This window comes from Sphingobium yanoikuyae (assembly GCF_034424525.1).
GTDB lineage: Bacteria > Pseudomonadota > Alphaproteobacteria > Sphingomonadales > Sphingomonadaceae > Sphingobium > Sphingobium yanoikuyae.
This window is the reverse complement of record NZ_CP139979.1, coordinates 4,794,450-4,819,892: the sequence shown is the minus strand read 5'-3', so window position 1 is coordinate 4,819,892 and position 25,443 is coordinate 4,794,450. Positions and strand designations below refer to the sequence as shown.

25 protein-coding genes and 1 riboswitch are annotated in these 25,443 nt (G+C 66.1%); of the genes, 18 read left to right on the top strand and 7 right to left on the bottom strand.

Going from position 1 to position 25,443, the window contains the following annotated elements:
* Window positions 1-2 precede the first annotated feature (2 nt).
* On the bottom strand, window positions 3-779 hold the full coding sequence (locus U0025_RS22420; RefSeq protein ID WP_004209850.1) for a carbonic anhydrase: 777 nt from the start codon (window positions 777-779) through the stop codon (window positions 3-5).
* 170 nt (window positions 780-949) lie between these two features.
* Here U0025_RS22420 and U0025_RS22415 point away from each other — a divergent pair, with 170 nt between their 5' ends.
* On the top strand, window positions 950-2,134 hold the full coding sequence (locus U0025_RS22415; protein WP_037490842.1) for an aminotransferase: 1,185 nt from the start codon (window positions 950-952) through the stop codon (window positions 2,132-2,134).
* Here the strand turns inward: U0025_RS22415 and U0025_RS22410 are convergent.
* The 3 genes from U0025_RS22410 to U0025_RS22400 form a co-directional block, all read right to left on the bottom strand.
* A complete protein-coding gene (locus U0025_RS22410; RefSeq protein WP_004209847.1) occupies window positions 2,089-2,601 on the bottom strand; it encodes a hypothetical protein in 513 nt (170 codons plus the stop codon). The two genes, U0025_RS22415 and U0025_RS22410, sit on opposite strands and share 46 nt — an antisense overlap.
* Before the next feature lie 120 nt (window positions 2,602-2,721).
* On the bottom strand, window positions 2,722-3,507 hold the full coding sequence (locus U0025_RS22405) for an SDR family NAD(P)-dependent oxidoreductase (RefSeq protein ID WP_004209846.1): 786 nt from the start codon (window positions 3,505-3,507) through the stop codon (window positions 2,722-2,724).
* 133 nt (window positions 3,508-3,640) lie between these two features.
* A complete protein-coding gene (locus U0025_RS22400; protein ID WP_004209845.1) occupies window positions 3,641-4,471 on the bottom strand; it encodes an alpha/beta fold hydrolase in 831 nt (276 codons plus the stop codon).
* A gap of 130 nt (window positions 4,472-4,601) precedes the next feature.
* Between U0025_RS22400 and U0025_RS22395 the strand changes: the two genes are divergently transcribed.
* The 6 genes from U0025_RS22395 (at window position 4,602) to U0025_RS22370 (ending at window position 10,013) form a co-directional block, all read left to right on the top strand.
* Window positions 4,602-5,585: a GlxA family transcriptional regulator gene (locus U0025_RS22395; RefSeq protein WP_004209844.1), complete on the top strand. Its 984-nt coding sequence runs from the start codon at window positions 4,602-4,604 to the stop codon at window positions 5,583-5,585.
* A gap of 77 nt (window positions 5,586-5,662) precedes the next feature.
* Window positions 5,663-7,144, top strand: a complete 1,482-nt coding sequence (rmuC, locus tag U0025_RS22390; RefSeq protein WP_004209843.1) for a DNA recombination protein RmuC — start codon at window positions 5,663-5,665, stop codon at window positions 7,142-7,144.
* A gap of 53 nt (window positions 7,145-7,197) precedes the next feature.
* On the top strand, window positions 7,198-7,827 hold the full coding sequence (locus U0025_RS22385; RefSeq protein ID WP_037490839.1) for a nicotinate-nucleotide adenylyltransferase: 630 nt from the start codon (window positions 7,198-7,200) through the stop codon (window positions 7,825-7,827).
* Window positions 7,828-7,839: 12 nt separating this feature from the next.
* On the top strand, window positions 7,840-8,229 hold the full coding sequence (gene rsfS, locus U0025_RS22380; protein WP_004209841.1) for a ribosome silencing factor: 390 nt from the start codon (window positions 7,840-7,842) through the stop codon (window positions 8,227-8,229).
* Window positions 8,230-8,282: 53 nt separating this feature from the next.
* Window positions 8,283-8,705 carry a 23S rRNA (pseudouridine(1915)-N(3))-methyltransferase RlmH gene (locus U0025_RS22375; RefSeq protein WP_004209840.1) on the top strand — a complete coding sequence of 141 codons (423 nt, stop codon included), beginning with the start codon at window positions 8,283-8,285 and terminating at the stop codon, window positions 8,703-8,705.
* 57 nt (window positions 8,706-8,762) lie between these two features.
* Window positions 8,763-10,013, top strand: a complete 1,251-nt coding sequence (locus U0025_RS22370; RefSeq protein ID WP_004209839.1) for a murein hydrolase activator EnvC family protein — start codon at window positions 8,763-8,765, stop codon at window positions 10,011-10,013.
* 6 nt (window positions 10,014-10,019) lie between these two features.
* Here U0025_RS22370 and U0025_RS22365 read toward each other — a convergent pair whose 3' ends face one another.
* Entirely contained in the window at window positions 10,020-10,757 is a 738-nt protein-coding gene (locus U0025_RS22365) for a hypothetical protein (RefSeq protein WP_004209837.1), read from the bottom strand.
* A gap of 175 nt (window positions 10,758-10,932) precedes the next feature.
* On the opposite strand from U0025_RS22365, the gene U0025_RS22360 reads away from it, so the two are divergent.
* The 5 genes from U0025_RS22360 to U0025_RS22340 all read left to right on the top strand — a co-directional run bounded on the left by U0025_RS22360 (window position 10,933) and on the right by U0025_RS22340 (window position 14,479).
* Window positions 10,933-12,288 (top strand): S41 family peptidase, encoded by a 1,356-nt coding sequence (locus U0025_RS22360; RefSeq protein ID WP_004209836.1) that lies wholly within the window; start codon window positions 10,933-10,935, stop codon window positions 12,286-12,288.
* Between the two features lie 73 nt (window positions 12,289-12,361).
* Window positions 12,362-12,856 (top strand): disulfide bond formation protein B, encoded by a 495-nt coding sequence (locus U0025_RS22355; RefSeq protein WP_004209835.1) that lies wholly within the window; start codon window positions 12,362-12,364, stop codon window positions 12,854-12,856.
* Window positions 12,853-13,407 (top strand): demethoxyubiquinone hydroxylase family protein, encoded by a 555-nt coding sequence (locus tag U0025_RS22350; protein ID WP_004209834.1) that lies wholly within the window; start codon window positions 12,853-12,855, stop codon window positions 13,405-13,407. Before U0025_RS22355 ends, U0025_RS22350 begins: the two co-directional genes overlap by 4 nt.
* Window positions 13,408-13,422: 15 nt before the next feature.
* Window positions 13,423-13,983, top strand: a complete 561-nt coding sequence (locus U0025_RS22345; protein WP_010336965.1) for a hypothetical protein — start codon at window positions 13,423-13,425, stop codon at window positions 13,981-13,983.
* A gap of 97 nt (window positions 13,984-14,080) precedes the next feature.
* Window positions 14,081-14,479, top strand: a complete 399-nt coding sequence (locus U0025_RS22340; protein ID WP_004209832.1) for a hypothetical protein — start codon at window positions 14,081-14,083, stop codon at window positions 14,477-14,479.
* Window positions 14,480-14,677: 198 nt separating this feature from the next.
* On the opposite strand, the gene U0025_RS22335 is transcribed toward U0025_RS22340, so the two are convergent.
* A complete protein-coding gene (locus U0025_RS22335; RefSeq protein WP_004209831.1) occupies window positions 14,678-15,094 on the bottom strand; it encodes a DUF1801 domain-containing protein in 417 nt (138 codons plus the stop codon).
* A gap of 34 nt (window positions 15,095-15,128) precedes the next feature.
* Window positions 15,129-15,236, top strand: a riboswitch (yybP-ykoY riboswitch).
* 94 nt (window positions 15,237-15,330) lie between these two features.
* Between U0025_RS22335 and U0025_RS22330 the strand changes: the two genes are divergently transcribed.
* The 6 genes from U0025_RS22330 (at window position 15,331) to gltB (ending at window position 24,891) form a co-directional block, all read left to right on the top strand.
* On the top strand, window positions 15,331-15,909 hold the full coding sequence (locus tag U0025_RS22330; RefSeq protein ID WP_004209829.1) for a TMEM165/GDT1 family protein: 579 nt from the start codon (window positions 15,331-15,333) through the stop codon (window positions 15,907-15,909).
* Between the two features lie 102 nt (window positions 15,910-16,011).
* Window positions 16,012-16,941, top strand: a complete 930-nt coding sequence (locus tag U0025_RS22325) for a complex I NDUFA9 subunit family protein (protein ID WP_004209816.1) — start codon at window positions 16,012-16,014, stop codon at window positions 16,939-16,941.
* 183 nt (window positions 16,942-17,124) lie between these two features.
* Complete coding sequence (locus tag U0025_RS22320; RefSeq protein ID WP_004209815.1) at window positions 17,125-17,934, top strand: undecaprenyl-diphosphate phosphatase; 810 nt, start codon at window positions 17,125-17,127, stop codon at window positions 17,932-17,934.
* A 165-nt stretch (window positions 17,935-18,099) separates the two neighbouring features.
* Window positions 18,100-19,551 (top strand): NAD(P)-dependent oxidoreductase, encoded by a 1,452-nt coding sequence (locus U0025_RS22315; RefSeq protein ID WP_004209812.1) that lies wholly within the window; start codon window positions 18,100-18,102, stop codon window positions 19,549-19,551.
* Window positions 19,551-20,270: a DUF2059 domain-containing protein gene (locus U0025_RS22310; RefSeq protein ID WP_004209811.1), complete on the top strand. Its 720-nt coding sequence runs from the start codon at window positions 19,551-19,553 to the stop codon at window positions 20,268-20,270. The genes U0025_RS22315 and U0025_RS22310 overlap by 1 nt, the downstream gene beginning before the upstream one ends.
* Window positions 20,271-20,355: 85 nt before the next feature.
* On the top strand, window positions 20,356-24,891 hold the full coding sequence (gltB, locus tag U0025_RS22305; protein WP_004209810.1) for a glutamate synthase large subunit: 4,536 nt from the start codon (window positions 20,356-20,358) through the stop codon (window positions 24,889-24,891).
* Here gltB and U0025_RS22300 read toward each other — a convergent pair whose 3' ends face one another.
* On the bottom strand, window positions 24,892-25,407 hold the full coding sequence (locus U0025_RS22300) for a hypothetical protein (RefSeq protein WP_004209808.1): 516 nt from the start codon (window positions 25,405-25,407) through the stop codon (window positions 24,892-24,894).
* Between the last annotated feature and the right edge of the window lie 36 nt (window positions 25,408-25,443).

The following is a 25,443-nucleotide window of genomic DNA, read 5'->3' as shown; positions in this document are numbered from 1 at the left end:
GATCAGCCGCGCATCAGCATGTCGGCCGGCACCGGCAGCATGTCGACCTTGCCGGTCGCCACGTCATAGACGGCGGCGACCACCTTCAGCGTGCCCGCCTTCACCTTTTCCTCGATCACCGGTGAGGCGTTGACCAGCGTCGCCGCCTGCACCAGCGCATTGGTGCGGGTGACGATGGCCGCATCCTTGCTGCGGGCGAGATAGAGGGCGGGCAGGATCGCGGGGAAGAGCGCGCTGATCTGGCCCGGCACCTCGGGATTGTCGATCGCCGCCTTCACCGCGCCGCAATTGCTGTGGCCCATGACGACCAGCGCCTTCAGCCCCAGCACCGCCACGCCATATTCCAGGCTGGCGACGATTTCGGGCGTGGTGATGTTGCCGGCGATGCGGGTGACGAACAGCCGGCCGATATATTCGTCGAACACCATCTCCACCGGCACGCGCGAGTCGGCGCAGGACAGGACGCCGACCACGGGCCATTGCCCCTCGGCCGCGCGCGCCTTGATGATCGACAGGTCCTGCAGATGGGCGGTCGGCTTGCCGGCGACGAAGCGGGCATTGCCGGCCATGATCTCGGCCAGGGCGGCGTCCGGCGTCATCGACGCATCCGGGCCGTCGGCCGGGGGCGCCGCCATTGCGGGTGCGGCCGGCAAGGCGGCCATGGCCACCCCACCCGCCATCGTCATCGCTGTCAGAAAGGCGCGGCGGGAGGGCGCGGCGCCATCCTCCTCCTGCGTCCCGTGCGGCTGGTCATGCATGCCATCGACGTCCGAACACATGGGTCTGTCTCCCTGTGATGAGGAGGCGCCATGATGCCGGACCGGTTTGCGCGAGGCAATGGAAAGACCGGGATCAAGAAGCAGAGCCTGATTCACGTCATCGGTAGAAGCGCATGGCGCTTCCACCTCAAACGATCAGGCTCTAGACCTGCGCCACCGCCGCCGATCCGATGGAGCCCCGCTTGCCCGACACCCGACTTGGCCATCCCGTCTATCGCGACATGCCGACCACCATCTTCGAGCATATGTCGGCGCGCGCGCGGGAGACCGGCGCGATCAATCTGGGGCAGGGCTTTCCCGAAGGGCCGGGACCACAGGATGTGCTGCAGGCGGCGGCGGATGCGCTGCTGACCCGCTCCAGCCAATATCCGCCGATGCCCGGCCTGATCGAACTGCGCACCGCGCTGGCCGATCATTATGCCCGGCGTCAGGGACTGGACCTCAGCCCGCAGGACATCATCGTCACCTCCGGCGCGACCGAGGCGATCGCCGCCAGCCTGCTTGCGCTGGTGAGGCCCGGCGACGAAGTGCTGATGCTGGCGCCGCTCTATGACGCCTATCTGCCGCTGGTCGAACGGGTCGGCGGCGTGGCCAGGGTGGTGAAGCTGATGCCGCCGGACTGGCGCGTCACCCGCGACGCGCTGGAGGCGGCGATCACGCCCCGGACCCGCATCCTGCTGATGAACAATCCGGTGAACCCCACCGGCATCGTGCTGCGTGAGGCGGAACTGGCGCTGCTGGCCGACCTCTGCACCACCCATGACCTGATCGCGCTGTGCGACGAAGTCTGGGAGGAGACCGTCTATGACGGGCTGCCGCATCGTCCACTGATCGGCTTTCCCGGCATGCGCGAGCGCACGGTCAAGATCGGGTCTGCCGGCAAAATCTTCTCCGTCACCGGCTGGAAGGTCGGCTGGATGTGCGCCGCGCCGCCGATCGCCACCCTGCTCGCCCGCGCCCACCAGTTTCTGACCTTCACCACCCCGCCCAACCTGCAATGGGCGGTGGCGCAGGGGCTGGGCTGGCCCGAAGATTGGCTGAACGATCAGCGCGCCGCCTATCAGGCGTCGCGCGATCGGCTGGCGGCGGGTCTCAGTCAGGCGGGCTATGTCGTGCAACCGAGCGGCGCCACCTGGTTCCTGTCGATCGACCTGCCCGCGTCGGGCATTACGATGGACGATGTGACCTTCTGCAACCGGATCATCGACGAAGCCGGGGTGGCGGCGATCCCGATCTCCGCCTTCTACCCCGACGATCCGGTCACCCATCTGGTCCGCCTCTGCTTCTCCAAGTCGGACGCGACGCTGGATCAGGCGATCGAGCGGCTCGCCGCCTTCCGCGCCAGCCTGGACTGACGCAGGATCGCCGCGCCCAGGATCAGCATGAGGATCAGCAGCAGCGCCTGCGCCGCCAGGAAGGGCAGCTCCGTGCCGGTCGGCGCCAGCCGGTTGAGCGCCGGCACCTTGAGGAAGCCCTGTACGACAGCCACGAACAGGTTGAGCCACAGGGCGATGGTCGCGGTCACCGCATAGACGCCCCGTGCCCGGCCGCGCAGGCCAAGGCCGTAAAAGGCGGCGAAGGCGATAATCAGCACCAGCGTCGAGAGGATACCGACGCCGATCGCCGGGGTGAAGCCGCGAAAGGGAAAGAGGAAGCCGGTCAGGCTGGTGAGCAGGGTCGTCACCAGGAACAGGCCCTGCATTTTGGGCAGGATATGCCCCTTCGCCATGGCCGGCAGGGCGACAAGGCCGCTGACGATGCCGATCAGGCTGATCGCGACATGCAGGGCGATGAAGGCGGGAATGGAAAGACCGAGGATCATGATGCTTCTCCCTGGAAAATTCCCGTCACCCCCGCGAAAGCGGGGGTCCATCTCCCAACGATGAATCCAGACGCAAGGTCAGGAGATGGATTCCCGCCTTCGCGGGAATGACGAAAGAGGTCAGGCGGTCACCCGATACCGGGGCGCCGCATCCTTGAGCGACAGGTTGGGCCGAAGCGCAGCCCGCGCGGCGAGATAGGCGTCGAGATCGGCATTATCCGGCAAGGCAGGGATGGTGATCGCCTCGCCCATGTCGAGCCCGGCCAGTGCCGCGTCGACCATCACCTCGACATCCATCACCATGTGCGGCGGCAGGCCGGCCATCTGCTCCGCCGCCCAGATGGCTGTGCGGGTGATGCCGGGCAGCACCGCCTGCACCTTCACGCCCTTGCCGCCCAGTTCGACCTGCAGCGCCTCGGTAAAGGCCAGCACATAGGCCTTGGTCGCGGGATAGACGGCAGTGAAGCCGTCCGGCATCAGCGCGGTGACCGACGTGATATTGATCAGCGTGCCCGCGCCCCTGGCCGCCAGCCGCGGCGCAATAGCGCGGGACAGCCGCGTCACCGCGAGGATGTTGAGGTCGATCAGGCCGGTGAGATAGGCCGGGTCGGTCTCGACAAAGGCCTGCTCCCCGGCGATGCCGGCATTGTTGACCAGGCCGGTGATCGCGTCATCGTCACGCAGCCGCGCTTCGACTCGCGCCAGATCATCGGCTTGTGACAAGTCGGCGGCGATCACTTCCACGCTGACGCCACCGTCGGCGCGCAGGCGAGCGGCCAGCGCTTCCAGTTTCTCGGCGCGGCGGGCGACCAGGATCAGATTGGCGCCGCGCCTGGCAAAGCGATCGGCATAGACGGCGCCGATACCGTCCGACGCGCCGGTGATGAGGATAGTGTCTTGGGTCATGGGATGTCTCCTTTGAAAGACTATTTTCCCGTTCGGGCTGAGCGAAGTCGAAGCCCTTGCCTGAGCGAAGCGAAGGCACCTCGCTCCGCTCGGTGGAACCCTTCGACTTCGCTCAGGGCGAACGGTATTTGTGTCAGCCGTTGATGAAATCGAGCAGGTCGGCGTTGAACCGGTCCTGGTGAGTCTGCGTCAGCCCATGGTCGGCGCCTTCATACACGATCAGCACCGCATCCGTAACGATCTTGATGGTGGAGAGGGCCGCCGCGCCGATCGGCACGATCTGGTCGTCGTCGCCATGCAGGACCAGCGTGGGCACATCGACCTTCGCCAGGTCGGCATGGAAATCGCTTTCGGAAAAGGCGCGGATCGAGTCGAGTTGCCCCTTGAGGCCGCCCATCATCCCCTGCCGCCAGAATTCTTGCACAATGCCTTCGGAGATGACCGCGCCGTCCCGGTTATAGCCGTAGAAGGGGATGGTCAGATCCCTGAAGAACTGGCTGCGATTGTCGAACGTGCCCTTGCGAATGCCGTCGAACACGTCGATCGGCAGACCGCCGGGATTGGCTTCGGTCTTCAGCATCAGCGGCGGGACCGCGCCGATCAGCGCCAGCTTGGCAACCCGGCTGGTGCCATGGCGGCCGATGTAGCGGGTGACTTCGCCGCCGCCGGTCGAATGGCCGACCAGGATGATGTCGGACAGATCCAGCGCCGCGATCAGATCGGCCAGATCGTCGGCATACTGGTCCATATTATTATTGTCCCACACCTGGTCCGACCGGCCATGGCTGCGGCGGTCATGGGCGATGGTGCGGAAACCCTGATTGGCGAAATAGACCATCTGTGCGTCCCAGGCGTCAGCGCTGAGCGGCCAGCCATGGGAGAAGATGATCGGCTGGCCGTCGCGCGGCCCCCAATCCTTGTAGAAGATGCGGGTGCCGTCCTGCGTGGTAACGAAGTTGCTCATGTGAAATTCCCTTCTTCTGTTCCAGAAGGGCGCCTTCACGCCCTGTGCTTGCACTATTACGGGCAATGGCGGAGGATCGGGATTGGCGGTTCCGACATTAAGCGGGCCGATTCCGACAAAGGATCAGCATATGGCCGACAGCAGCCTTCCGCGTGCCGAAGTGGGCATATTGCTCTATCCGGGCTGTCAGCAGGCGATGGTCCATGGCATGACCGACCTGATCGACATTGCCGGGCAGTTTTCGGTCCAGCATGGCGGCCCTGTAGTGCGCGTCAGCCATTGGCGGATGGGCGATGACGGCTGCTTCGCCCGCAGCCATGACACGCATGAAGCATTGGGCGGCACGCCCGACATCTGGCTGGTCCCCGGCCGCCTGACCGGCGTGCCCGAGGCGGAGGAAGCCGCGCCCTATGCCCGCTGGCTGCTCGATCGCCATGCCGCCGGGGCGACGCTCGCCTCCAATTGCGGCGGCGCCTTCCTGCTGGCGGCGACCGGCCTGCTCGATGGTCGCCCGGCCACCACCCATTGGTGGTTCGCCGACGCCTTCCGCACCCGCTTCCCCGCCGTGAAGCTCGATTGCGACCGCATCGTCATCGACGATGGCGATATCATTACCGCCGGCGGGCTGATGGCCTGGACCGACCTTGGCATGCGGCTGGTCGACCGGCTGCTCGGCCCGACGGTGATGCTCGACACCGCCAAATTCCTGCTGATCGACACGGCCGGGCGCGAGCAGAAGCATTTCGCCCGCTTCCTGCCGCGCCTGACCCATGGCGACGAGCCGATCCTGAAGGTGCAGCACTGGCTCGCCGCGCGGGAGGCGAAGGCAGTCAGCGTCACCGAGATGGCGGCGCAGGCCGCGCTGGAGGAGCGCACCTTCCAGCGCCGCTTCAAGGCGGCGACCGCCATGACCCCGATCGAATATGTCCAGCATCTGCGCGTGGCGCGGGCGCGCGAGCATCTGGAATTTACCCGGCGCACGATCGACCAGATCGCCTGGAGCGTCGGCTATGAGGATGCCGCCGCCTTCCGCAAGCTGTTCCACCGCCTGGTCGGCCTGTCGCCCGGCGAATATCGCGCCCGCTTTGCCGCGCCCAGCGCACAGGCGGCATGACGGCACACACAAGGAAGCTTCTTGCGGCCGCCTCCTTCGCCCGCTAAGTTCCCGTTTCGTTCCCAAAAAGGATAGTTATGGACAGCCTCGCCGCCCTTCTCATTCCCGTCGCGCTGCTGATCGGCCTGGCCGTCGGCTGGCTGCTCAAGGGCAAGGCGCTGGCGCCGCTGACCGCCGAAAAGGCCGATCTGGCCGGCAAGCTCGACATCGCCACCGCCCAGCGCAACGGCGCGATCGCCGAACTGGCGGTTGAGAAGGAACGGGTCGCGCAGGGCATGAGCCAGCTCGCCCGGCTCGAATCCGCGCGGGCCGCGTCCGAACAGCGGATCGAGGCACTGCAGGCCGCCACCAGCCAGCGCATCGAGGCGATCCAGACCGAGCGCGAAGCCGCGCTGCGCGAGTTGGCCGCGCTCCAGTCCGACATCCATGCCCGCACCCAGGCGTTCGAGCAGCAGATCGCCGCGCTCAAGGATGCCAAGGAACAGCTCTCCGCCCAGTTCAGCGAGATTGGCGGCAAATTGCTCGAATCCGCCCAGACCCAGTTCCTGACCCGCGCCGACCAGCGCTTCGCCCAGGCGAGCGAGAAGAGCGAGGCGCAGTTGAAGACGCTGCTCAACCCGGTCGAAACCACGCTCAAGCGCTATGAGGAAGGCCTCGCCCGCGTCGAGAAGGATCGGGTCGGCAGCTATGCCGAACTGCGCGAAGCGGTGCAGCAGGTTCATCTGGGCCAGGGCCAGGTGCGCGAGGAAACCGCCAAGCTCGTCAACGCCCTGCGCGCCGCGCCCAAGACGCGCGGCCGCTGGGGCGAACAGCAGTTCAAGAATCTCATCGAAACCGCCGGCCTTTCCCCCTTCGTGGACTTCAAGGAGGAAGTGTCGGTCGCGGTCGAGGACGGCCGCCTGCGTCCGGACTTCGTCATCAACCTGCCCGGCGACCAGCAGATGGTGGTCGACGTCAAATGCTCGCTGGTCGCCTATCTGAACGCGGTCGATCAGGTCGATCCAGCGCAGCGCGACGCCCATATGCTCGATCATGCCCGCGCGATGCGCACCCATGCCGACGCGCTGGGGCGCAAGGCCTATTGGGAACAGTTCGACAAGGCCCCCGACTTCGTCATCATGTATGTGCCGGGCGACAATTTCGTCACCGCCGCGCTGGAAGCGGACATGGAGCTGTGGGAGCGCGCCGCCAAGAATCGCGTCATCATCTGCGGCCCCGCCACCTTCCTGCCACTCGCCCGCACGCTGGCGGGCCATTGGCGCCAGGCCAAGATGCAGGAACAGGCGCAGCAGGTCGGCCAGCTCGGCAAGGAGCTGTATGAGCGCCTGTCCGTCGCCGCGACCCATTTGCGCAAGCTGGGATCAGGCCTCAACAGCGCGGTCTCCAACTATAACAGCTTCATCGGCAGCTTCGAGACGCGTGTCCTCTCCACCGGCCGCAAGTTCCGCGATCTCGATATCGAGACCGGCGGCAAGGAGATCGAGGCGATGGAACCGCTCGACGTCCTCGCCCGCGACGCCCAGGCCGAAGAGGCGCGCGCGCTGCCAGCGGCGGAATGAGCGCGGCGCGCCGGCCATTGCCGCCGGCGCCCGGCGCTGGCATGGCTGCCCCCATGAAAAAGATCGGCCTGCTTGGCGGCTCCTTCAATCCGGCGCATGGCGGGCATCGCGCCATTTCGCTGTTCGCCAGGGACGCCCTGGGTCTCGACGAAATCTGGTGGCTGGTATCGCCCGGCAATCCGTTGAAGCCCGCCAGGGGCATGGCGCCGCTGCCCGTCCGCCTTGCCCATGCGCAGAAGATCGCCCGCCGCGCGCCGATTCGCGCCACGGCGATCGAGCGCCAATTGGGCACGCGCTACACCGTCGACTCGCTGCGCGCGCTCCGCCAGCGCTACCCCCGCAACCGCTTCGTCTGGCTGATGGGCGCCGACAATCTGGCGCAATTTGGCCAATGGCGCGACTGGCGCGGCATAGCGCGACAGATGCCCATTGCCGTCATCGCCCGTCCGGGCTATGATGACGCTGCCCGTGGCTCTACGGCCATGAGCTGGCTGCGGCGCTTCGTCCGGTCCGCGCGCCAGAGTGCAGACTGGACGAATTGGAGACCACCGGCGCTCGTGCTATTGCGCTTTCGCCCTGATCCAAGATCGGCAACCCTGCTACGGCAGGCGGACCCCCTCTGGCATCGCGAATATGAAGCAACGTGTGTGCGCGATCCGCTCACGCGCCGGATGATCGTCTAGATTGGAGTTTAATTGACTAACCTCGCCCCTGCCAACGATACGGCGCCTGCCGCCGATAGCGTGGCCGCCCTGCACGCCCTTGTCATGCAGTCGCTCGACGACGACCAGGCGCAGGAAACCATCTCCATCCCCCTCGAAGGCAAGAGCAGCATCGCCGATCATATGGTGATCGCGAGCGGCCGTTCGTCGCGTCAGGTCGCGGCGATCGCCCAGCATCTGGCCGAACGGATCAAGAAGGCCACTGGCCGCTCCGCGCGGGTCGAAGGCCTGCCGGTCGCCGACTGGGTGCTGATCGATGCCGGCGACGTGATCGTCCATCTGTTCAAGCCGGAAGTGCGCAGCTTCTACAATCTGGAACGGATGTGGGGCTTCGTCGACGCGCCGGTCGCGGGCAACGCCTGATCCTTGCCGTCGCGCCCTTCGACATGGGCGCGATGACAGGCTAGGGGGGAGCCATGCTCCTCCACATCATCGCGCGCGGCAAGATCGGGCGCTCGCCCGAAGCCGATCTGGTCGACCGCTATGTCAAGCGGCTGACCATGCCGCACAAGATCACCGAAATGCCCGACCGGGGCGGCAAGCTGCCGCCCGTCGGCCCCGGCACGGTGACGGTCATGCTCGACGAAAAGGGCAAGCAACTTTCCTCGATGGACTTTGCCCGGCGGATCGAGGGCTGGCGCGACACCGGCACGCGCGAGATCCGCTTCCTGATCGGCGCGGCCGACGGCTTCGACGATGCCGAACGGACCAATGCCGACCTGCTGATCGCCTTTGGCGCCATGACCTGGCCGCACATGATCGCCCGCGCCATGCTCGCCGAACAGCTGTGGCGCGCCTGCTCGATCCTCGCCAACCACCCCTATCACCGCGAAGGCTGAGGCTCGACATGCCCGCGGCTTGCGCCTAGTCAAAGCCCTATCGGGCGGGACAAGCGGTTGAAGCGCAGCATCATCAGCAACAGCATCACGGGCATCGCACTGGCCGGCATCTTGGCCCTTGTCGCCACGCGCCTGCCCGCCGCGGACGATGCCGCGATCATCCTGCCCGGCACCGCCGGCACCACGCTGGCGCAGGAACAGAAGGCGCTGCGCGACGCCCGCCGCCAGTCGGTGGAGGCCGCCGACCGTTCGGTCCGGCTGGAGCGCCAGGCCGGCATGGCCCGTGACGAGGCCGAACAGGCCGGCCGCCGCGCCGCCGCCATGGCCGCCCGCATCCAGCAGGCCGAGGCCGATGTGCAGGCCGCCCAGGCCCGCATCGCCATCATCGCCCGAATGCAGCGCGCCCAGGCCGCGCGCCTCGCCGCCAGGCAGGAACCGGTGGTGCGCCTGACCGCTGCGCTGCAGATGATGAGCCGCCGCCCGCTCGCCCTTGCCCTCGTCCAGCCCGGATCGATCAGCGACGCCGTCCATATGCGCGCGGTGCTGGGACAGGTGCTGCCGGTGATCGAGCAGCGCACCGCTGGCCTGCGCGCCGAGCTGGACCGCAGTCGCGCGATTCGCGCCACCGCCCAGCAGGCCGCCGACGCCCTGACCAAGAGCCGCCGCGCCCTCACCGATCGCCAGGCCGCGCTGCGCCAGCTCGAAACGCAAAAGCGCGTCGCCGCCCGCGACTATCGCGCCAATGCCGGGCTGGAGAGCGAACGCGCGCTGGCGCTGGGCGAAAAGGCGCGCGACATTGTCGACCTGATGGACCAGCTGGAGGTGGCGAGCGACCTGCGCGATCGCCTGGCGCAACTGTCCGGCCCGGTGCTGCGCCCCGCCCGCCCCGACCGGACCGGTGCGCCCGCGCCCGACCGCGAGACGCTGGACAGCGGCCCGCCGCCCTATCGCCTGCCGGTCGTCGGCCAGCTCGTCACCGGCATGGGCGAGGTGAATGACGGCGGTGTGCGCTCGCGCGGCCTGACCCTGGTGACCCAGGCCGGCGCTCAGGCGGTCGCGCCGACCGCCGGCCGCATCGCCTTTGCCGGCCCCTATCGCGGCTATGGCCAGATCCTGATCATCGACCATGGCCAGGGCTGGACCACCCTCATCACCGGCCTGCACCGCGTCACCGCCCAGGTCGGCGAGAGTGTGCGCCAGGGCGACCCGGTCGGCCTCACCGCCGCCCAGGGCCGCCCGACAGTGACGATCGAACTGCGCCGCAACGGCCGCCCGGTGGACATCGTGCCGCTGGTGGGAATCGGCTGATTCAGACTAGCGCTGCCAGAACATGGCTGCGGCAGGGTTACCCTCATTTTCGCGTAAAAAGAGGTAGGCAATCCCGCCACCAAAGTTCGGTCCTTCCCCTATATGTGTCCGGCCCTCGAACTGCTCGCTATCAACGGATATCCAGTCTGGACTGAAGGACGGAGCCGAGCGGAAACTGTAGAGTGAATCCAGCTGCCCAACGAACCGCCATCCCGGTCGTGGCGATTCTTCTGCACTTTGTATCCATCGCGGAACGCCACCTAGCCGTGTAGACCAACTGACATTTGCGAGCATTTCGTCGCTCAGCTGGAAGAAAGCCTCGTCGGTGTAGAAAGCCAGTTCATCGGCCACAGCCAAGTGCAGGCCTCGTTCGTCCCATCCGCGCACAAATGCCGCATTGTCGAGAGGCGGACTGTCCGCAGGATATTCTGTAAGATGGCCTGTCTGCATTTCAGGCTCCAGAATCAGGCAACTGTTGGCGCCCGAGAACGCCTCCCAAGTTGCACACATTCCCGGATCGTGATTGCATTGAAAAACAAACAGCATTCTGCCCGAACGGCCGAGATCAAGCCGCAGCGGATCATGCAAAAACTGCGCAATCAGTGACTGCGTTCCCCCACATTCGGCGCAAGTGGGCCAAAGATCCGCTGGCAAGCCAAAGGGCAACCCTCCCAGATGCTCAGGATGAGCGGAACTCTCCTCCATTTGGCCTGCAACGTCCAACTGCGGAATATAGAAACGCAAAGACCACCTCGCATATGATCATGTAAGCACTGGTCATTCAGGCGAATACCGCTCGAAGGTCAAACTCATTAACCCCACGCTCATCGACGCCAGGCAACATTGGTCGAAGCGCGCTTTTGCGTTGGATAGCGAATCGACGTATATCGATCCCTTGATGCGGACTCCAAGGACAGCCATGAAATCCACCTTCCTGCAGGGCGCGGTCGCGCTCGGCGCGCTTGCGCTCATCCCCGCCACCACCGCGGCGCTCGCCGATGGCGAGGCATCGAGCTACAAGGCGCTCGACGAATTCATGGACGTCTTCCAGAAGGTCCGCAGCGACTATGTCGAGAAGGTCGACGACGAGAAGCTGATCAAGGGCGCGATCGACGGCATGCTCGCCAGCCTCGATCCGCACAGCAGCTTCCTCGACGCGCGCGATTTCCAGAATCTGCGTACCCAGACCGAGGGCAGCTATGGCGGCCTTGGCCTGTCGGTCACGCAGGAGGATGGCGCGGTCAAGGTGATCGCCCCGACCCAGGACACGCCGGCCTGGCGCGCCGGGATCAAGGCGGGCGACTATATCACCCACATCGACGGCCAACTCATCTATGGCGGCACGCTGGATGAAGCGGTGGACAAGATGCGCGGCGCACCGGGCACCAGCATCAAGCTGACCATCGTGCGCACTGGCCGCGACAAGCCGATCGACCTGACCCTCACCCGCGAGATCATCGAGATCAAGCCGGTGAAGTGGGAAGTGAAGAACAATATCGGCGTCATCAACATCGTCAGCTTCTCGGCCAATACGGGCGCCGATGTCCGTTCGGCGATCCGCAGCATCGACAAGAGCCTGGGCCACAAGCCGACCGGCTATATCCTCGACCTGCGCTCCAACCCCGGCGGCCTGCTGGACGAAGCGGTGTCGACCAGCGACGTCTTCCTGGAGCGCGGCGAGATCGTATCGCAGCGCGGCCGCAACAAGGGCGATGTCGAACGCTATTATGCCAAGCCCGGCGATGACGCGAAGGGCCTGCCGGTGATCGTGCTGGTCGATGCGGGCTCCGCCTCGGCCTCCGAAATCGTCGCCGGCGCGCTGCAGGACCAGCATCGCGCGCTCATCATGGGCGAACGCAGTTTCGGCAAGGGCTCGGTCCAGACCATGCTGCCGCTGTCGAACACCACCGCGCTCAAGCTCACCACCGCGCGCTACTTCACGCCTTCGGGCCGCAGCGTGCAGGAAGGCGGCATCCAGCCGGACATCAAGGTGCCGCAGCTCAGCGACCCGGATTACAAGGATCGCCCCAAGTTCCGCGAAAGCGACCTGCGCCGCCACCTGATCAACGAGATCAAGACCGACGACGCCGCGCTGGAAGAGGACAGCAAGGAAGATCCGCGCTTCGCCCAGACCGCCGAGGAGCTGAAGAAGAAGGGGATCGAGGACTTCCAGCTCGATTATGCGCTCAAGACCATTTCCCGCCTCGCCGGCACGCCAGGCGCCACCATCGCCCAGGCCCAGCAGGCCGCTGCGCGCAAGCCCGGCGCGAAATGAATCGTGCCCGTTCGGATGACCGGACGGGCAAGTTCAGCATGACGAAAGGCGGACAAGGGTTTAAGCGGGCGATATGAACAGCTTGTCCCCCGCCCTGGGCCGCGCCCGCCTGCTTGCCCTGCTCGTGCCCCTGATTGCGCTGGGCACGGCCTATGCCTCCCAATATCTGGGCGGGCTGCATCCGTGCGAAATGTGCTGGTGGCAGCGTTATCCCCATATGGCCGCGATCCCGCTGGCGCTGGTCGCCTATGCGCTGCGCGGCCGCGCCTGCATGAGCGGCCTGTTCGCCGGTTTCGCCGGCATCGCCATCGGCATCAGCGGCGCCATCGGCCTGTTCCATGCCGGGGTCGAATATGGCTGGTGGGAAGGGCTGACCGCCTGCTCGACCACGCCGACCGGCGGCAGCAGCGCCGATATTTTGAGCCAGATCATGGCAACGCCGATCACCCGCTGCGATGTTGCGCCCTGGAGCCTCTTCGGCATTTCGCTGGCAGGCTATAACGGCCTCTTGTCGGGCGCGGCCGCGCTCGCCATCTTGGCCCTGCTGCTGAAAGCGAGGAAGGCATGAGCGCCACCAAGGATTTCCCCCGGCCAGGACGTCGCACCAATAGCGCCGATCGTGCCTCCATGGTGCGCGTCGATCAGGCGGGCGAATTCGGCGCGGTGCGCATCTATGCCGGGCAGCTGGCGGTGATGGGCGATCGCCATCCCTATGGCCGGCTGATCGCCGGCATGGCCGCGCAGGAGGAGCGCCACCGCGCCGCCTTCGACGCGCTGATCGCCGAACGCGGCGTGCGGCCGACCGCGATCCACCCGATCTGGAACGTCGCCGGCTTCGCCCTGGGCGCTGTGACCGCCGCGATGGGGCCAAAGGCCGCCATGGCCTGCACCGCCGCGATCGAGACCGAGATCGACCTTCATTATGAGGAACAGTTGCAGCAACTGGGCGAGGATGACCCGGAACTCTCTGCCCTGATCAAGGATTTCCAGGCGGAGGAGGTCGAGCATCGCGACGCCGCCATCGCCCATGGCGCGGAACAGGCCCCGGCCTATCCGCTGCTGTCCGGCGCGATCCGCCTGGGTTGCCGCGCCGCCATCGCGCTGTCGAAGCGCATCTGAACAAGGGACGGACCGATGATGAAGACCCCGTTGATCGCTCTGGCCGCCGGCCTGATGCTGGGCACCGCCGCCCCCGCGCTCGCGCAGCAGGACAGCGCCCCCACGGCCGCCACCAGCACCGGCTCCGAAAAGGTCAATCTGGTCATCGTCTATGGCGATGATGCCTGTCCACAGAGCCAGGGCGACGGCATCGTCGTGTGCGCGCGCAAGGGCGAGGAAGAACGCTACCGCATTCCCGAGCCGCTGCGCGGCGACCCCAACAAGCCCAGCAACCAGGCCTGGGGCGAGCGGGTGAAGTCGATGGAATATGTCGGTCGCGACGGCACCGAAAGCTGCTCGCCGGTCGGCGGTGGCGGCGCCACCGGCTGCTTCGCCAAGCTGTCGCGCCTGGCCAAGGCGGAACGGCAGCAGGCCGACAATGCCAGCTGGAAGGATCTGGTCGAAGCCGAGCGCGCCAGGCGCCTGTCGACCATCGACGCCGATAGCGAAGCGATCGAAAAGCGCGTTCTGGCCGAGGAAAAGGCCGACGCCGATGCCAAGAAGGCGCAGGAACAGGAAGTCCCGCCCCGGCCGTGACGGCATGGGGCGTCCTGCGGCGTCTGTTCATATCGATCCCGCGCCAGTGCAGCGCGGGACGAACGGGGTGCAACCGGGGCGAATGAAGGAATTGATGATGCGTCTCCCCCGCCCCCTGCTGATCGCCGGCCTGGCCGCTCTGGCCCTGCCCGCCGCGCCGGCCGTCGCCCAGGACGATCCGCCGCAGAAGATCTTCAACCTCATCGTCTATGGCGATGATCCCTGCCCGACCGGCCAGGGCGAGGAAATCGTGGTCTGCGCCCGCAAGCCCGAATCCGAACGCTATCGCATTCCCAAGAAGCTGCGCGAAAAGCCCGAAGAAGTGGGAGGCCCCGGCTGGGGCAGCCAGGTCGCGACGATGGAACAGACCCAGCGCCAGATCCTGCCCAACAGCTGCTCCGCCATCGGCAGCAACGGCTTCACCGGCTGCACCGCCCAGATGTTGCAGCAATGGTTCGCCGAACGGCGGATGCAGCAGAGCAGCAGCACGCCCTGAGCCGCTTCAGGCGAGCGGGCCTGAATGGATAGAGCCTCGCCATTCCTTCTGGCGTCATGCTGAACTTGTTTCAGCATCCATCAAACCCCAGGACCGGTGGACCTGTTGGGAAGGATAGACCCTGAAACAAGTTCAGGGTGACGGCGATGGGTGACACAGGCGATGATCACCAACAGAGCTAATGTATCAACACACGCCCTAGCGCGGATACAGCCCGTCCATATGCGCCAGGCTCTGCACGATCAGCGCCTCCAGCGCCCCCATGTCGATATCGGCCAGCCGCTTGACATAGAGGCAGCCCTTGCCGCGCCGATGCCTGCCTAATGCCGTGAAATCGGCGTCATCCAGACCGGCGAGATAGAAGACCAGCTCCGCCTTGCGCGGCGCAAAGCCGATCCGGCACATGTCGCCCTCGCGCCCGCTGTCATAGCGATAATGATAGCGGCCAAAGCCGATGATGCTCGGCCCCCATAGCCGCGGCGGCTCGCCCGATAGCCGCGCCATCAACGCCGCGACCATCCGACCATCCGCCTGTCGCTCGGCCGGTTCGACCGTGTCGAGATAGGCGGCGACATCCGCCGCCGTCTCCATGGTCTTGTTCTCGCCCGTCGCCATCGGCTTGCCTTTCGCGGCCTGTCCGACTACAGGCTAGCGCGTCATCTGGGGAGTAGCCAGCCGTTCCGCTGACGGGACGGGCCATATGTCAACATATTTGGCCGAGAGGCCATGGCATATGGGATGCGGTATCAGCCGCATCGGGCGAGACCAATGGCATCGGCTTCCCAGTCCGGCCGGGCGGGGAAGACGGTGGCATTGTGTCTTTTTGTCAGAGCCCGGCCCGGACGTTCTTCATGGAAGCCTTCCTCACCTCCACCGCCCTCGTCGCGCTCGCCGAAATGGGCGACAAGACGCAGTTGCTGGCCATGCTGCTCGCCACCCGCTTTCGCAAGCCGGTGCCGATCATCCTGGGCATCTTCGTCGCCACCATCGCCAATCATTTCCTCGCCGCGCTGGTCGGCCATTCGATCGCCGGGGTGCTGACCCAGCCCTGGTTCCGCTATGCCGTGGCGGCCAGCTTCATCGCCATGGCGCTCTGGACGCTGGTGCCCGACAAGATCGACGAGGATGCGCCGCTCAAGGCCCCGTCCAAGGCCGGCGTGTTCGTGACCACCCTGGTCGCCTTCTTCCTGGTCGAGATGGGCGACAAGACGCAGGTGGCGACCGTGGCGCTGGGCGCGCAGTTCGACAATCTGCTTGCCGTCACCGCCGGCACCACCTGCGGCATGATGCTGGCCAATGTCCCGGCCGTGCTGTTCGGCGAAGCACTGGCGAAGCGTGTGCCGATGCGCGCGCTGCAGGTCGGCGCCGCCCTGCTCTTCCTGCTCTTGGGCCTGTGGATGATCGCCGGACTGCAGGGCTGGATCGGGTAAAAAGGGAACACCGCCGCCGGCGGGCGGTTGTCAGCGGGCGGCGGAAGTTGCAAGGGAAACGGCACGAACTTTCCCCTTTTCGAACAGCATGGGACGCGCGTGATGAAGGACAATCTGGTAACCATCTTCGGCGGCGGCGGCTTTCTCGGGCGCCAGGTCGCCCAGGCGCTGATGGCACGCGGCGCGCGCGTCCGCATCGCCCAGCGCGACCTCGCCAATTCGGTCAAGGTGAAGGCGCTCGGCAATCTGGGCCAGACCCAGTTCGTCGCGGCCAATATCCGCAAGCCCGACACCGTCGCCCGCGCCCTGCATGGCAGCGACATCGTCATCAACCTGGTCGGCATATTGAGCGGCGATTTCGACGCGGTCCAGCATGAGGGCGCCGCCAATGTCGCCAAGGCCGCCGCCGCCGCCGGCGTCACCGCGCTGGTCCATGTCTCGGCGATCGGCGCCGACGCCAACAGCCCTTCGGCCTATGGCCGATCCAAGGCTGCGGGCGAAGCCGCCGTGCTGGCCGCCTTTCCGAATGCCACAATCGTCCGCCCGTCGATCATCTTCGGCCAGGAAGACCAGTTCCTCAATCGCTTCGCCGGCGTCGCCAGCAGCGGCCCGGTCGTGCCGGTGATCGGCGCCGCCACCAAATTCCAGCCCGTCTATGTCGGCGACGTTGCCGAGGCGATCGCCAACGCGGCGCAGCAGCCCGGCGTCTTTGGCGGCAAGACCTTCGAACTCGCCGGCCCGCAGGTCATGAGCATGAAGGAAATCAACGCCTGGGTCGCCAAGGCAATCGGCCGGGGCGACAAGCCGCTGGTCGAAGTGCCCGGCGCCTTCGCCTCGCTGCTGGCGATGCTGCCCGGCGGCCCGATCACCCGCGACCAGCTTGCCATGCTGGGCCAGGACAATGTCGCCGCGCCCGGCGCGCCGGGCCTTGAGGCGCTGGGCGTCGCGCCCACGCCGATGGCCGCCGTCGCCGAACGCTGGATGGTCCCCTATCGCAAGCATGGCCGCTTCGCCGGCCGCGTGAAGGCCTGATCCATTCCCGCCATCGGCTCGACGGGCCGATGATCGGCCACGACCGGCCGTGGCCATGCCGCTTTGCCTTTTCGCTGCACTGCGGCATGGTGCATCCCTGACATATAGGCATTGCCCGGCCCTCTCCCTTCGCGGGGGGAGGGCTTGGCTTATGCGCCCCCTGCTTGAGGATCCGACATCCCCATGGACATGCATTATTTGACGGTCATCCTGCTCGGCATCGTGGAGGGATTGACCGAATTTCTCCCCGTGTCCTCGACCGGCCATCTCATCCTGGCGAGCGAACTGCTCGGCTATGATGCGTCGGTTTGGGCGATGTTCAACGTCATGATCCAGCTCGGTGCGATCCTCGCCGTCGTCGTCCTCTACTGGCGCACCTTCTGGGCGGTGGCCATGGGCCTGCTCCGCCTCGACCCGGTCAGCATCCGCTTCGTGCGCAACCTGCTGGTCGCCTTCATCCCCGCCGTCGTCATCGGCCTTGCCCTGCACGACTATATCGACACGCTGCTCGGCTCGCCCCGCGTCGTCGCCGTCGCGCTGGTCGTCGGCGGCGTCGCCATCCTGGTGATCGAGCGCCTGATCAGGGAACAGCGCTTCCACGGCATCGCCGACATTCCGCTGGTCCGCGTCATCGGCATCGGCTTCATCCAGTGCCTCGCCATGGTACCGGGCGTCAGCCGCTCGGGTGCGACCATCATGGGCGCACTGACCTTGGGCGTGGAACGCCGCACCGCCGCCGAATTCAGCTTCTTCCTCGCCATCCCGACCATGCTCGGCGCCTCGACGCTGGAACTGCTCAAGAAGGGCGACCAGCTCACCAGCGCCCAGGTCGGCTGGGACAGCATCGCGCTCGGCTTCATCGTCTCCTTCATCGTCGCGCTGCTGGTCATCAAATGGTTCGTCGGCCTGGTGTCGCGCCATGGCTTCGCGCCCTTCGCCTGGTATCGAATCATTGCCGGCATCGGCGCGCTGGTCTGGCTCAGCCTGAGATAAGGCCGATACGGACCTAATATTTGAAAGATAATTACAGCGCCGCGACAGCCTTTTCCGAAACCGCTAGATAATAGGTCAACCTAGCTGTCTTAAATGCCAGAATCCGCGTGACTCCGCGGGTTTTCCTGCTATGCGCACTGCAAACAATCGTTGCAGGGAAATGCCATGGCTGAAAATCCGATGCTGAAGTTCGTGGGCAAGGAACAGGCCTATCCGGAAAAGCGCGGCGCTGATGCGCGCGCCGAGGACTTTCTGGAAATCAGCAAGTCCTTCATTCTGGACAAGGCCGAGGAACAGGCGTCGCGCTGCTCGCAATGCGGCGTGCCCTATTGCTCGACCCACTGCCCGCTGCACAATCATATCCCCGACTGGCTGCGCCTGACCGCCGAAGGCCGGTTGCGCGAAGCCTATGAGCTGTCGAACCTGACCAGCACCATGCCGGAAATCTGCGGTCGCATCTGCCCGCAGGACCGTCTGTGCGAAGGCAATTGCGTGATCGAATTTTCCGGCCACGGATCGGTCACCATCGGCTCGGTGGAAAAGTTCATCACCGACACCGCCTGGAAGGAAGGCTGGGTCGAACCGCTGGTCCCCGGCGCCGCGCGCGGCCAGTCGGTCGGCGTCATCGGTGCCGGCCCCGCCGGCCTCACCACCGCCGAATATCTGCGCGTCGCGGGCTATGAAGTCCATGTCTATGACCGGCACGACCGCGCCGGCGGCCTGCTGACCTATGGCATCCCCGGCTTCAAGCTGGAAAAGGATGTCGTCATGCGCCGCGTCCAGCGCCTCAAGGATGGCGGCATCATCTTCCACGAAGGGTTCGAGGTCGGCCGCGACGCCAGCATGGAACAGCTGCGTGCCAAGCATGACGCGATCCTGATCGCCACCGGCGTCTACAAGGCCCGCGACATCAAGGCGCCGGGCGTCGGCGCACCGGGCGTGGTCAAGGCGCTCGACTATCTCACCGCCTCCAACAAGGCGGGCTTTGGCGATGCCGTGCCCGGCCATGAGGATGGCACCCTGCTCGCCACCGGCAAGAATGTCGTCGTGATCGGCGGCGGCGACACCGCGATGGACTGCGTCCGCACCGCCATCCGCCAGGGCGCCAAGTCGGTAAAGTGCCTCTATCGCCGCGACCGCGACAATATGCCCGGCTCGCAGCGCGAAGTCGCCAATGCCGAGGAGGAAGGCGTCGAGTTCGTCTGGCTGACCGCGCCGATCGCCTTCGAGGGCACGGAGCATGTCACCGGCGTCAAGGTCACCAAGATGCGCCTGGGTTCGCCCGACGCATCGGGCCGGCGCGCGCCCGAGCCCGATCCGGGCAGCGAACATACGCTGGAAGCCGATCTGGTCATCAAGGCGCTGGGCTATGATCCCGAAGACCTGCCTCGCCTGTTCGGCGCCGACGACCTGTCGGTCACCCGCTGGGGCACGCTGCGCGTCGATCACAAGACGATGATGACCAGCATGGACGGCGTCTTCGCCGCCGGCGACATCGTGCGCGGCGCATCGCTGGTGGTCTGGGCCATTCGCGACGGCCGCGACGTGACCGACCATATGCACAAATATCTCAAGGCCAAGGCCGTCGCCGCCGCCAGCGAGAAGGTTGCCGCCTGATGCGCCTCGCCTTCCTGTCCCTGTTGCTGCTGGCGGCCCCGGTCGCCGTGCAGGCGCAGACGCCGGTGGCGCCTGTAGCCGCCGAGCAGCCGGTCGATCCGGCGCTGCTCGCCAAGGCGCAGCCGATCGCGGCCCTCATCCTGCCCGACGGCACGATGGAAAAGATGATGGGTCCGATGATGCAGAAGATGATGGGCCCGATGATGGACAGCATGACCAAGATGCCCATCCGCGAGTTCCTGAAGGTCGGCGGCATCGCCCCCGAACGGGCCGAAGGCCTGGGCGAAGGCACGATGGAGGAAATGATGGCGATCCTCGATCCCAATTTCCGCAAGCGGATGGACGTGATCGTCAACACCATGATGCCCGCCATGGGCCGCTTCATGGGCCGTTACGAACCGGACATGCGCGCCGGCATGGCGGAGGCTTTTGCCTATCGCTACAATGCGAACGAACTGGATCAGATCGCCGCCTTCCTGAAGACGCCGACCGGCGCCAAGTTCGGCGAGGGCTTCATGCAGCTGGCAACCGACCCCCATTATATCGGCCGCATGCAGAAGATCATGCCCGACATGATGAAGGCCATGCCGGAGATCATGCAATCCTCTCAGGCCGAACTCGCCAAGCTGCCCAAGCCGCGCACCTATAAAGACCTGACCAAGGCCGAACGCGACCGCCTCACCGCATTGCTCGGGGCGGACACGCAAAAGGCAAACTGACGATCGACGCCGGCACGCCGGCACCAACAGAATGAAGGCGGCCGTGCCCCAAGAAGGGGACGGCCAGATGCAAGGGTAAGTCATCATGACCGACACCAATTTCATGGCCAGCCCCGAAGAGCGCGCACGCATCGCTGCCGAGGGCATGTATCATCCCGAGATGGAGGGCGATGCCTGCGGCGTCGGCCTGGTCGCCGCGACCGACGGCCGGCCCAGCCGCCGCGTCGTTTCTTCCGCGATCGATGCGCTGAAAGCCGTGTGGCACCGCGGCGCGGTCGACGCCGATGGCAAGACCGGCGATGGCGCGGGCATCCATGTCGACCTGCCGGTCCGCTTCTTCGACGATGCGATCGCCGATTCGGGCCACAAGCCGCTGCCCAACCGCCTCGCCGTCGGCATGATCTTCCTGCCGCGCACCGACCTCAGCGCGCAGGAAACCTGCCGCACCATCGTCGAGGCCGAGATCATCGACGCGGGCTACACCATCTATGGCTGGCGCCAGGTGCCGGTCGACGTCTCCGTCATCGGCGAGAAGGCGCAGCGCACCCGTCCCGAGATCGAGCAGATCATGATCGCCGGCCCGATGCCGGAGGAACGCGACGTCGGCGAGTTCGAGAAGGATCTCTACCTGATCCGCCGCCGCATCGAGAAGAAGGTGATCGAAGCGCAGATCAGCGATTTCTACGTCTGCTCGCTGTCGTGCCGCTCGATCATCTACAAGGGCCTGTTCCTCGCCGAATCGCTGTCGGTCTTCTATCCGGACCTGCAGGATGAGCGGTTCGAGAGCCGCGTCGCCATCTTCCACCAGCGCTATTCGACCAACACCTTCCCGCAATGGTGGCTGGCCCAGCCGTTCCGCACCCTCGCCCATAATGGCGAGATCAACACGATCCGCGGCAACAAGAACTGGATGAAGAGCCACGAGATCAAGATGGCTTCGCTGGCCTTTGGCGAGCAGTCGGAAGACATCAAGCCGGTGATCCCGGCCGGCGCGTCGGATACCGCCGCACTGGACGCCGTGTTCGAAGCGATCTGCCGCTCGGGCCGCGATGCGCCCACGGCCAAGCTGATGCTGGTGCCCGAGGCATGGCAGGCGGAAAGCGCCGAGCTGCCCAAGGCGCATGCCGACATGTATGAATATCTCGCCTCCGTGATGGAGCCGTGGGATGGCCCGGCCGCACTCGCGATGACCGACGGCCGCTGGGTCGTGGCCGGCGTCGACCGCAACGCGTTGCGCCCGCTGCGCTACACGCTGACCGGCGACAATCTGCTGATCGTGGGTTCGGAAACCGGCATGGTCGTCGTGCCCGAAACCACCATCGTCCAGAAGGGCCGCATGGGTCCGGGCCAGATGATCGCGATCGATCTGCAGGAAGGCGAAGTCTATGACGACCGCGCGATCAAGGATCGCATCGCGGGCGAGCGCCCCTATGGCGACCTGATCAAGGACTTCCTCGACATCACCGACCTGCCCGACGTCCCCAGCGCCCTGCCGGCATGGGACAAGGCGGAACTGACCCGGCGCCAGGTCGCGGCCAACATGACGCTGGAGGATATGGAACTGATCCTCGCGCCGATGGTGGAGGATGCCAAGGAAGCGATCGGCTCGATGGGCGACGACACGCCGCTGGCGGTCATCTCCGACAAGCCGCGCACCATCAGCCATTTCTTCCGCCAGAATTTCAGCCAGGTCACCAACCCGCCGATCGACCCGTTGCGCGAACGGCATGTGATGAGCCTCAAGACGCGCTTCTCCAACCTCCACAACATCCTGGAGGAAGATGCGCAGAACAGCCATGTGCTGGTGCTGGAATCGCCGGTGCTCAACAGCGCCGAATGGGCGCGGCTCAAGGCCTATTTCGGCCCGGCCGTGGCCGAAATCGACTGCACCTTCCCCTCGACCGGCGGCCAGGAACAGCTGCGCGCGGCGATCGCCCGCATCCGTGAGGAGGCCGAGCAGGCGGTGCGCGAAGGGCGCAGCGAACTGTTCCTGACCGACGAGCGTGCCGGGCAGGACCGGGTCGCGATCCAGGGCGTGCTGGCCGCCGCCGCCGTCCACACTCATCTCGTCCGCAAGGGCCTGCGCAGCTATGCGTCGATCAACGTGCGGTCGGCCGAAGCGCTCGACACCCATTATTTCGCGGTGCTGATCGGCGTGGGCGCAACCACGGTGAACGCCTATCTGGCCGAAGCCAGCATCGCCGATCGCCACGCCCGAGGCCTGTTCGGCGACCTGACCCTCGACCAGTGTTTCGAGCGTCAGCGCACCGCGATCAACGAGGGTCTGCTCAAGATCATGTCCAAGATGGGCATCGCGGTCGTCAGCTCCTATCGTGGCGGCTATAATTTCGAAGCGGTCGGCCTGTCGCGCGCCCTGGTCAACGATCTCTTCCCCGGCATGCCGGCGAAGATTTCGGGCGAAGGCTATGCCTCGCTCCACTATTCGGCGATGCTGCGCCACGACAAGGCCTATGACAGCGCGGTCGTCCGCCTGCCGATCGGCGGCTTCTATCGCCAGCGCAACGGCGGCGAGGCCCATGCCTATTCCGCCCAGCTGATGCACCTGCTGCAGACCGCCGTCGGCACCGACAGCTATTCGACCTATCTGCAATTCTCGCGCGGCGTGCGCGACCTGCCGCCGGTCTATCTGCGCGACCTGATGGAGTTCAACTTCGCCCGCGAGGCGGTGCCGATCGACGAGGTGGAAGCCACCACCGAGATCCGCAAGCGCTTCGTGACGCCGGGCATGTCGCTGGGGGCGCTCAGCCCCGAAGCGCATGAAACGCTGGCGATCGCCATGAACCGCATCGGCGCCAAGGCGGTGTCGGGCGAGGGTGGCGAGGATGCCGCGCGCTTCAAGCCCTATGAGAATGGCGACAATGCCAACTCGGTGATCAAGCAGATCGCGTCGGGCCGCTTCGGCGTCCATGCCGAATATCTGGGATCGGCCGAGGAAATCGAGATCAAGGTCGCACAGGGCGCCAAGCCCGGCGAGGGCGGCCAGCTGCCCGGCTTCAAGGTGACCGAATTCATCGCCCGCCTGCGTCACTCGACGCCCGGCGTGACGCTGATCTCGCCGCCGCCGCACCATGACATCTACTCGATCGAGGATCTCGCGCAGCTCATCTATGACTGCAAGATGATCAACCCGCGCGCTCGCGTCTGCGTCAAGCTGGTCAGCCAGGCCGGCATCGGCACGGTCGCGGCCGGCGTTGCCAAGGCGCATGCCGACGTCATCCTGGTCGCCGGCCATGTCGGCGGCACCGGCGCCAGCCCGCAGACATCGATCAAATATGCCGGCACGCCGTGGGAAATGGGCCTGTCGGAAGCCAATCAGGTGCTGACCCTCAACGGCCTGCGCCACCGCGTGAAGCTGCGCACCGATGGCGGCCTCAAGACCGGGCGCGACATCGTCATCGCCGCGATCCTGGGCGCCGAGGAATTCGGCATCGGCACGCTGTCGCTGGTCGCCATGGGCTGCATCATGGTGCGCCAGTGCCACAGCAACACCTGCCCCGTGGGCGTCTGCGTGCAGGATGAGAAGCTGCGCCAGAAGTTCACCGGCACCCCGGAAAAGGTCATCAACCTGATGACCTTCATCGCCGAGGAAGTGCGCGAGATCCTGGCCCGCCTGGGCTTCCGCAGCCTGGACGAGGTGATCGGCCGCACCGAACTGTTGAAGCAGGTCAATCGCGGCGCCGAGCATCTCGACGATCTCGACCTCAACCCGATCCTGGCCAAGGTCGACGCCCCCGACGAGCATCGCCGCTTCAGCCTGCCGCAGTGGCGCAATGAAGTGCCCGACAGCCTCGACGCGCAGATGATGAAGGATGCCCGCGCCGTGTTCGAGCGCGGCGAGAAGATGCAGCTGACCTACACGGTGCGCAACACGCACCGCGCCGTCGGCACCCGCCTCTCCTCGGCCGTGACCGAAAAGTTCGGCATGTCCACGCTGGCGGACGGCCATCTGACCGTGCGGCTGCGCGGTTCGGCCGGCCAGTCGCTCGGCGCCTTCCTCTGCAAGGGCATCACCCTGGAAGTGTTCGGCGACGCCAACGACTATGTCGGCAAGGGGCTTTCGGGCGGCATCATCAAGGTGCGCACCACCGTCTCCTCGCCGCTCTCGTCGAAGGACAACACCATCCTTGGCAACACCGTCCTCTACGGCGCGACCAGCGGCAAGCTGTTCGCGGCGGGCCAGGCCGGCGAGCGCTTCGCGGTCCGCAATTCGGGCGCGAAGGTGGTGGTCGAAGGCTGCGGCGCCAATGGCTGCGAATATATGACCGGCGGCACCGCCGTCATCCTGGGCAAGACCGGCGCCAATTTCGGCGCGGGCATGACCGGCGGCATGGCCTTCATCCTCGACGAGGATGGCAGCTTCCCGAGCCGCGCCAACCCGGAAAGCATCGTCTGGCAGCGTCTGGACAGTGCCCATTGGGAAGGCGAGCTGAAGGCGCTGATTGCTGAACATGCGGTCGCGACCGACAGCAAATGGTCGAACACCATCCTGGAGGATTGGGATCGCTGGCGCCGCTACATCTGGCAGGTCTGCCCGAAGGAAATGGTCAATCGCCTGGCCCATCCGCTGAGCGACGCATCGACCCCGGTCGCTGCCGAATAATTACTGCGGCAAGCCCGCCTCTGCCGGTTCTGCGGGGACCGGCGGGGGCGACGCCGTCGTCGCCGCGACCGGCCTCAGCGCCGGTCCCGGTTGAGCCTCGCCCGCCGCGAATCGCTCGATCCGCGGCGGCAGGCGATCCACCCGCACCGTCGGCTGCGGCAGCGGCGGATACCCCAGCGCCGCCGATTCGACCGGCTGTTCCTCTTCCGCCAGATAGTCGCGCACCGCCGGATCGCGCGATTCGCCGATCATGCCATCGGCATCCAGCCCCGCCATGTCGGCCTGCATCCGCCGTTCCTCCAGCGTCGGCCCGCATCCGGTGCAGGTCACGAACGCCGGTCCGCGCTCGGCCTCCGGCAGAGTCTGCGCCGTCGCCATGTCGCCGCTATCCAGTTCCGCCTCCAGCGCAGGCCGCACCGGCTTTTGCGGGCTGGTGACATAGGCGCCCAGGCCCAGCCCCATCACGGCGGCGGCCACCAGCGCGCCGCCCGATCCCACCCAGAAATGCAACGACATGGGGCCAGCCCCCTTTCGCAACCGACTTTCTGCCAA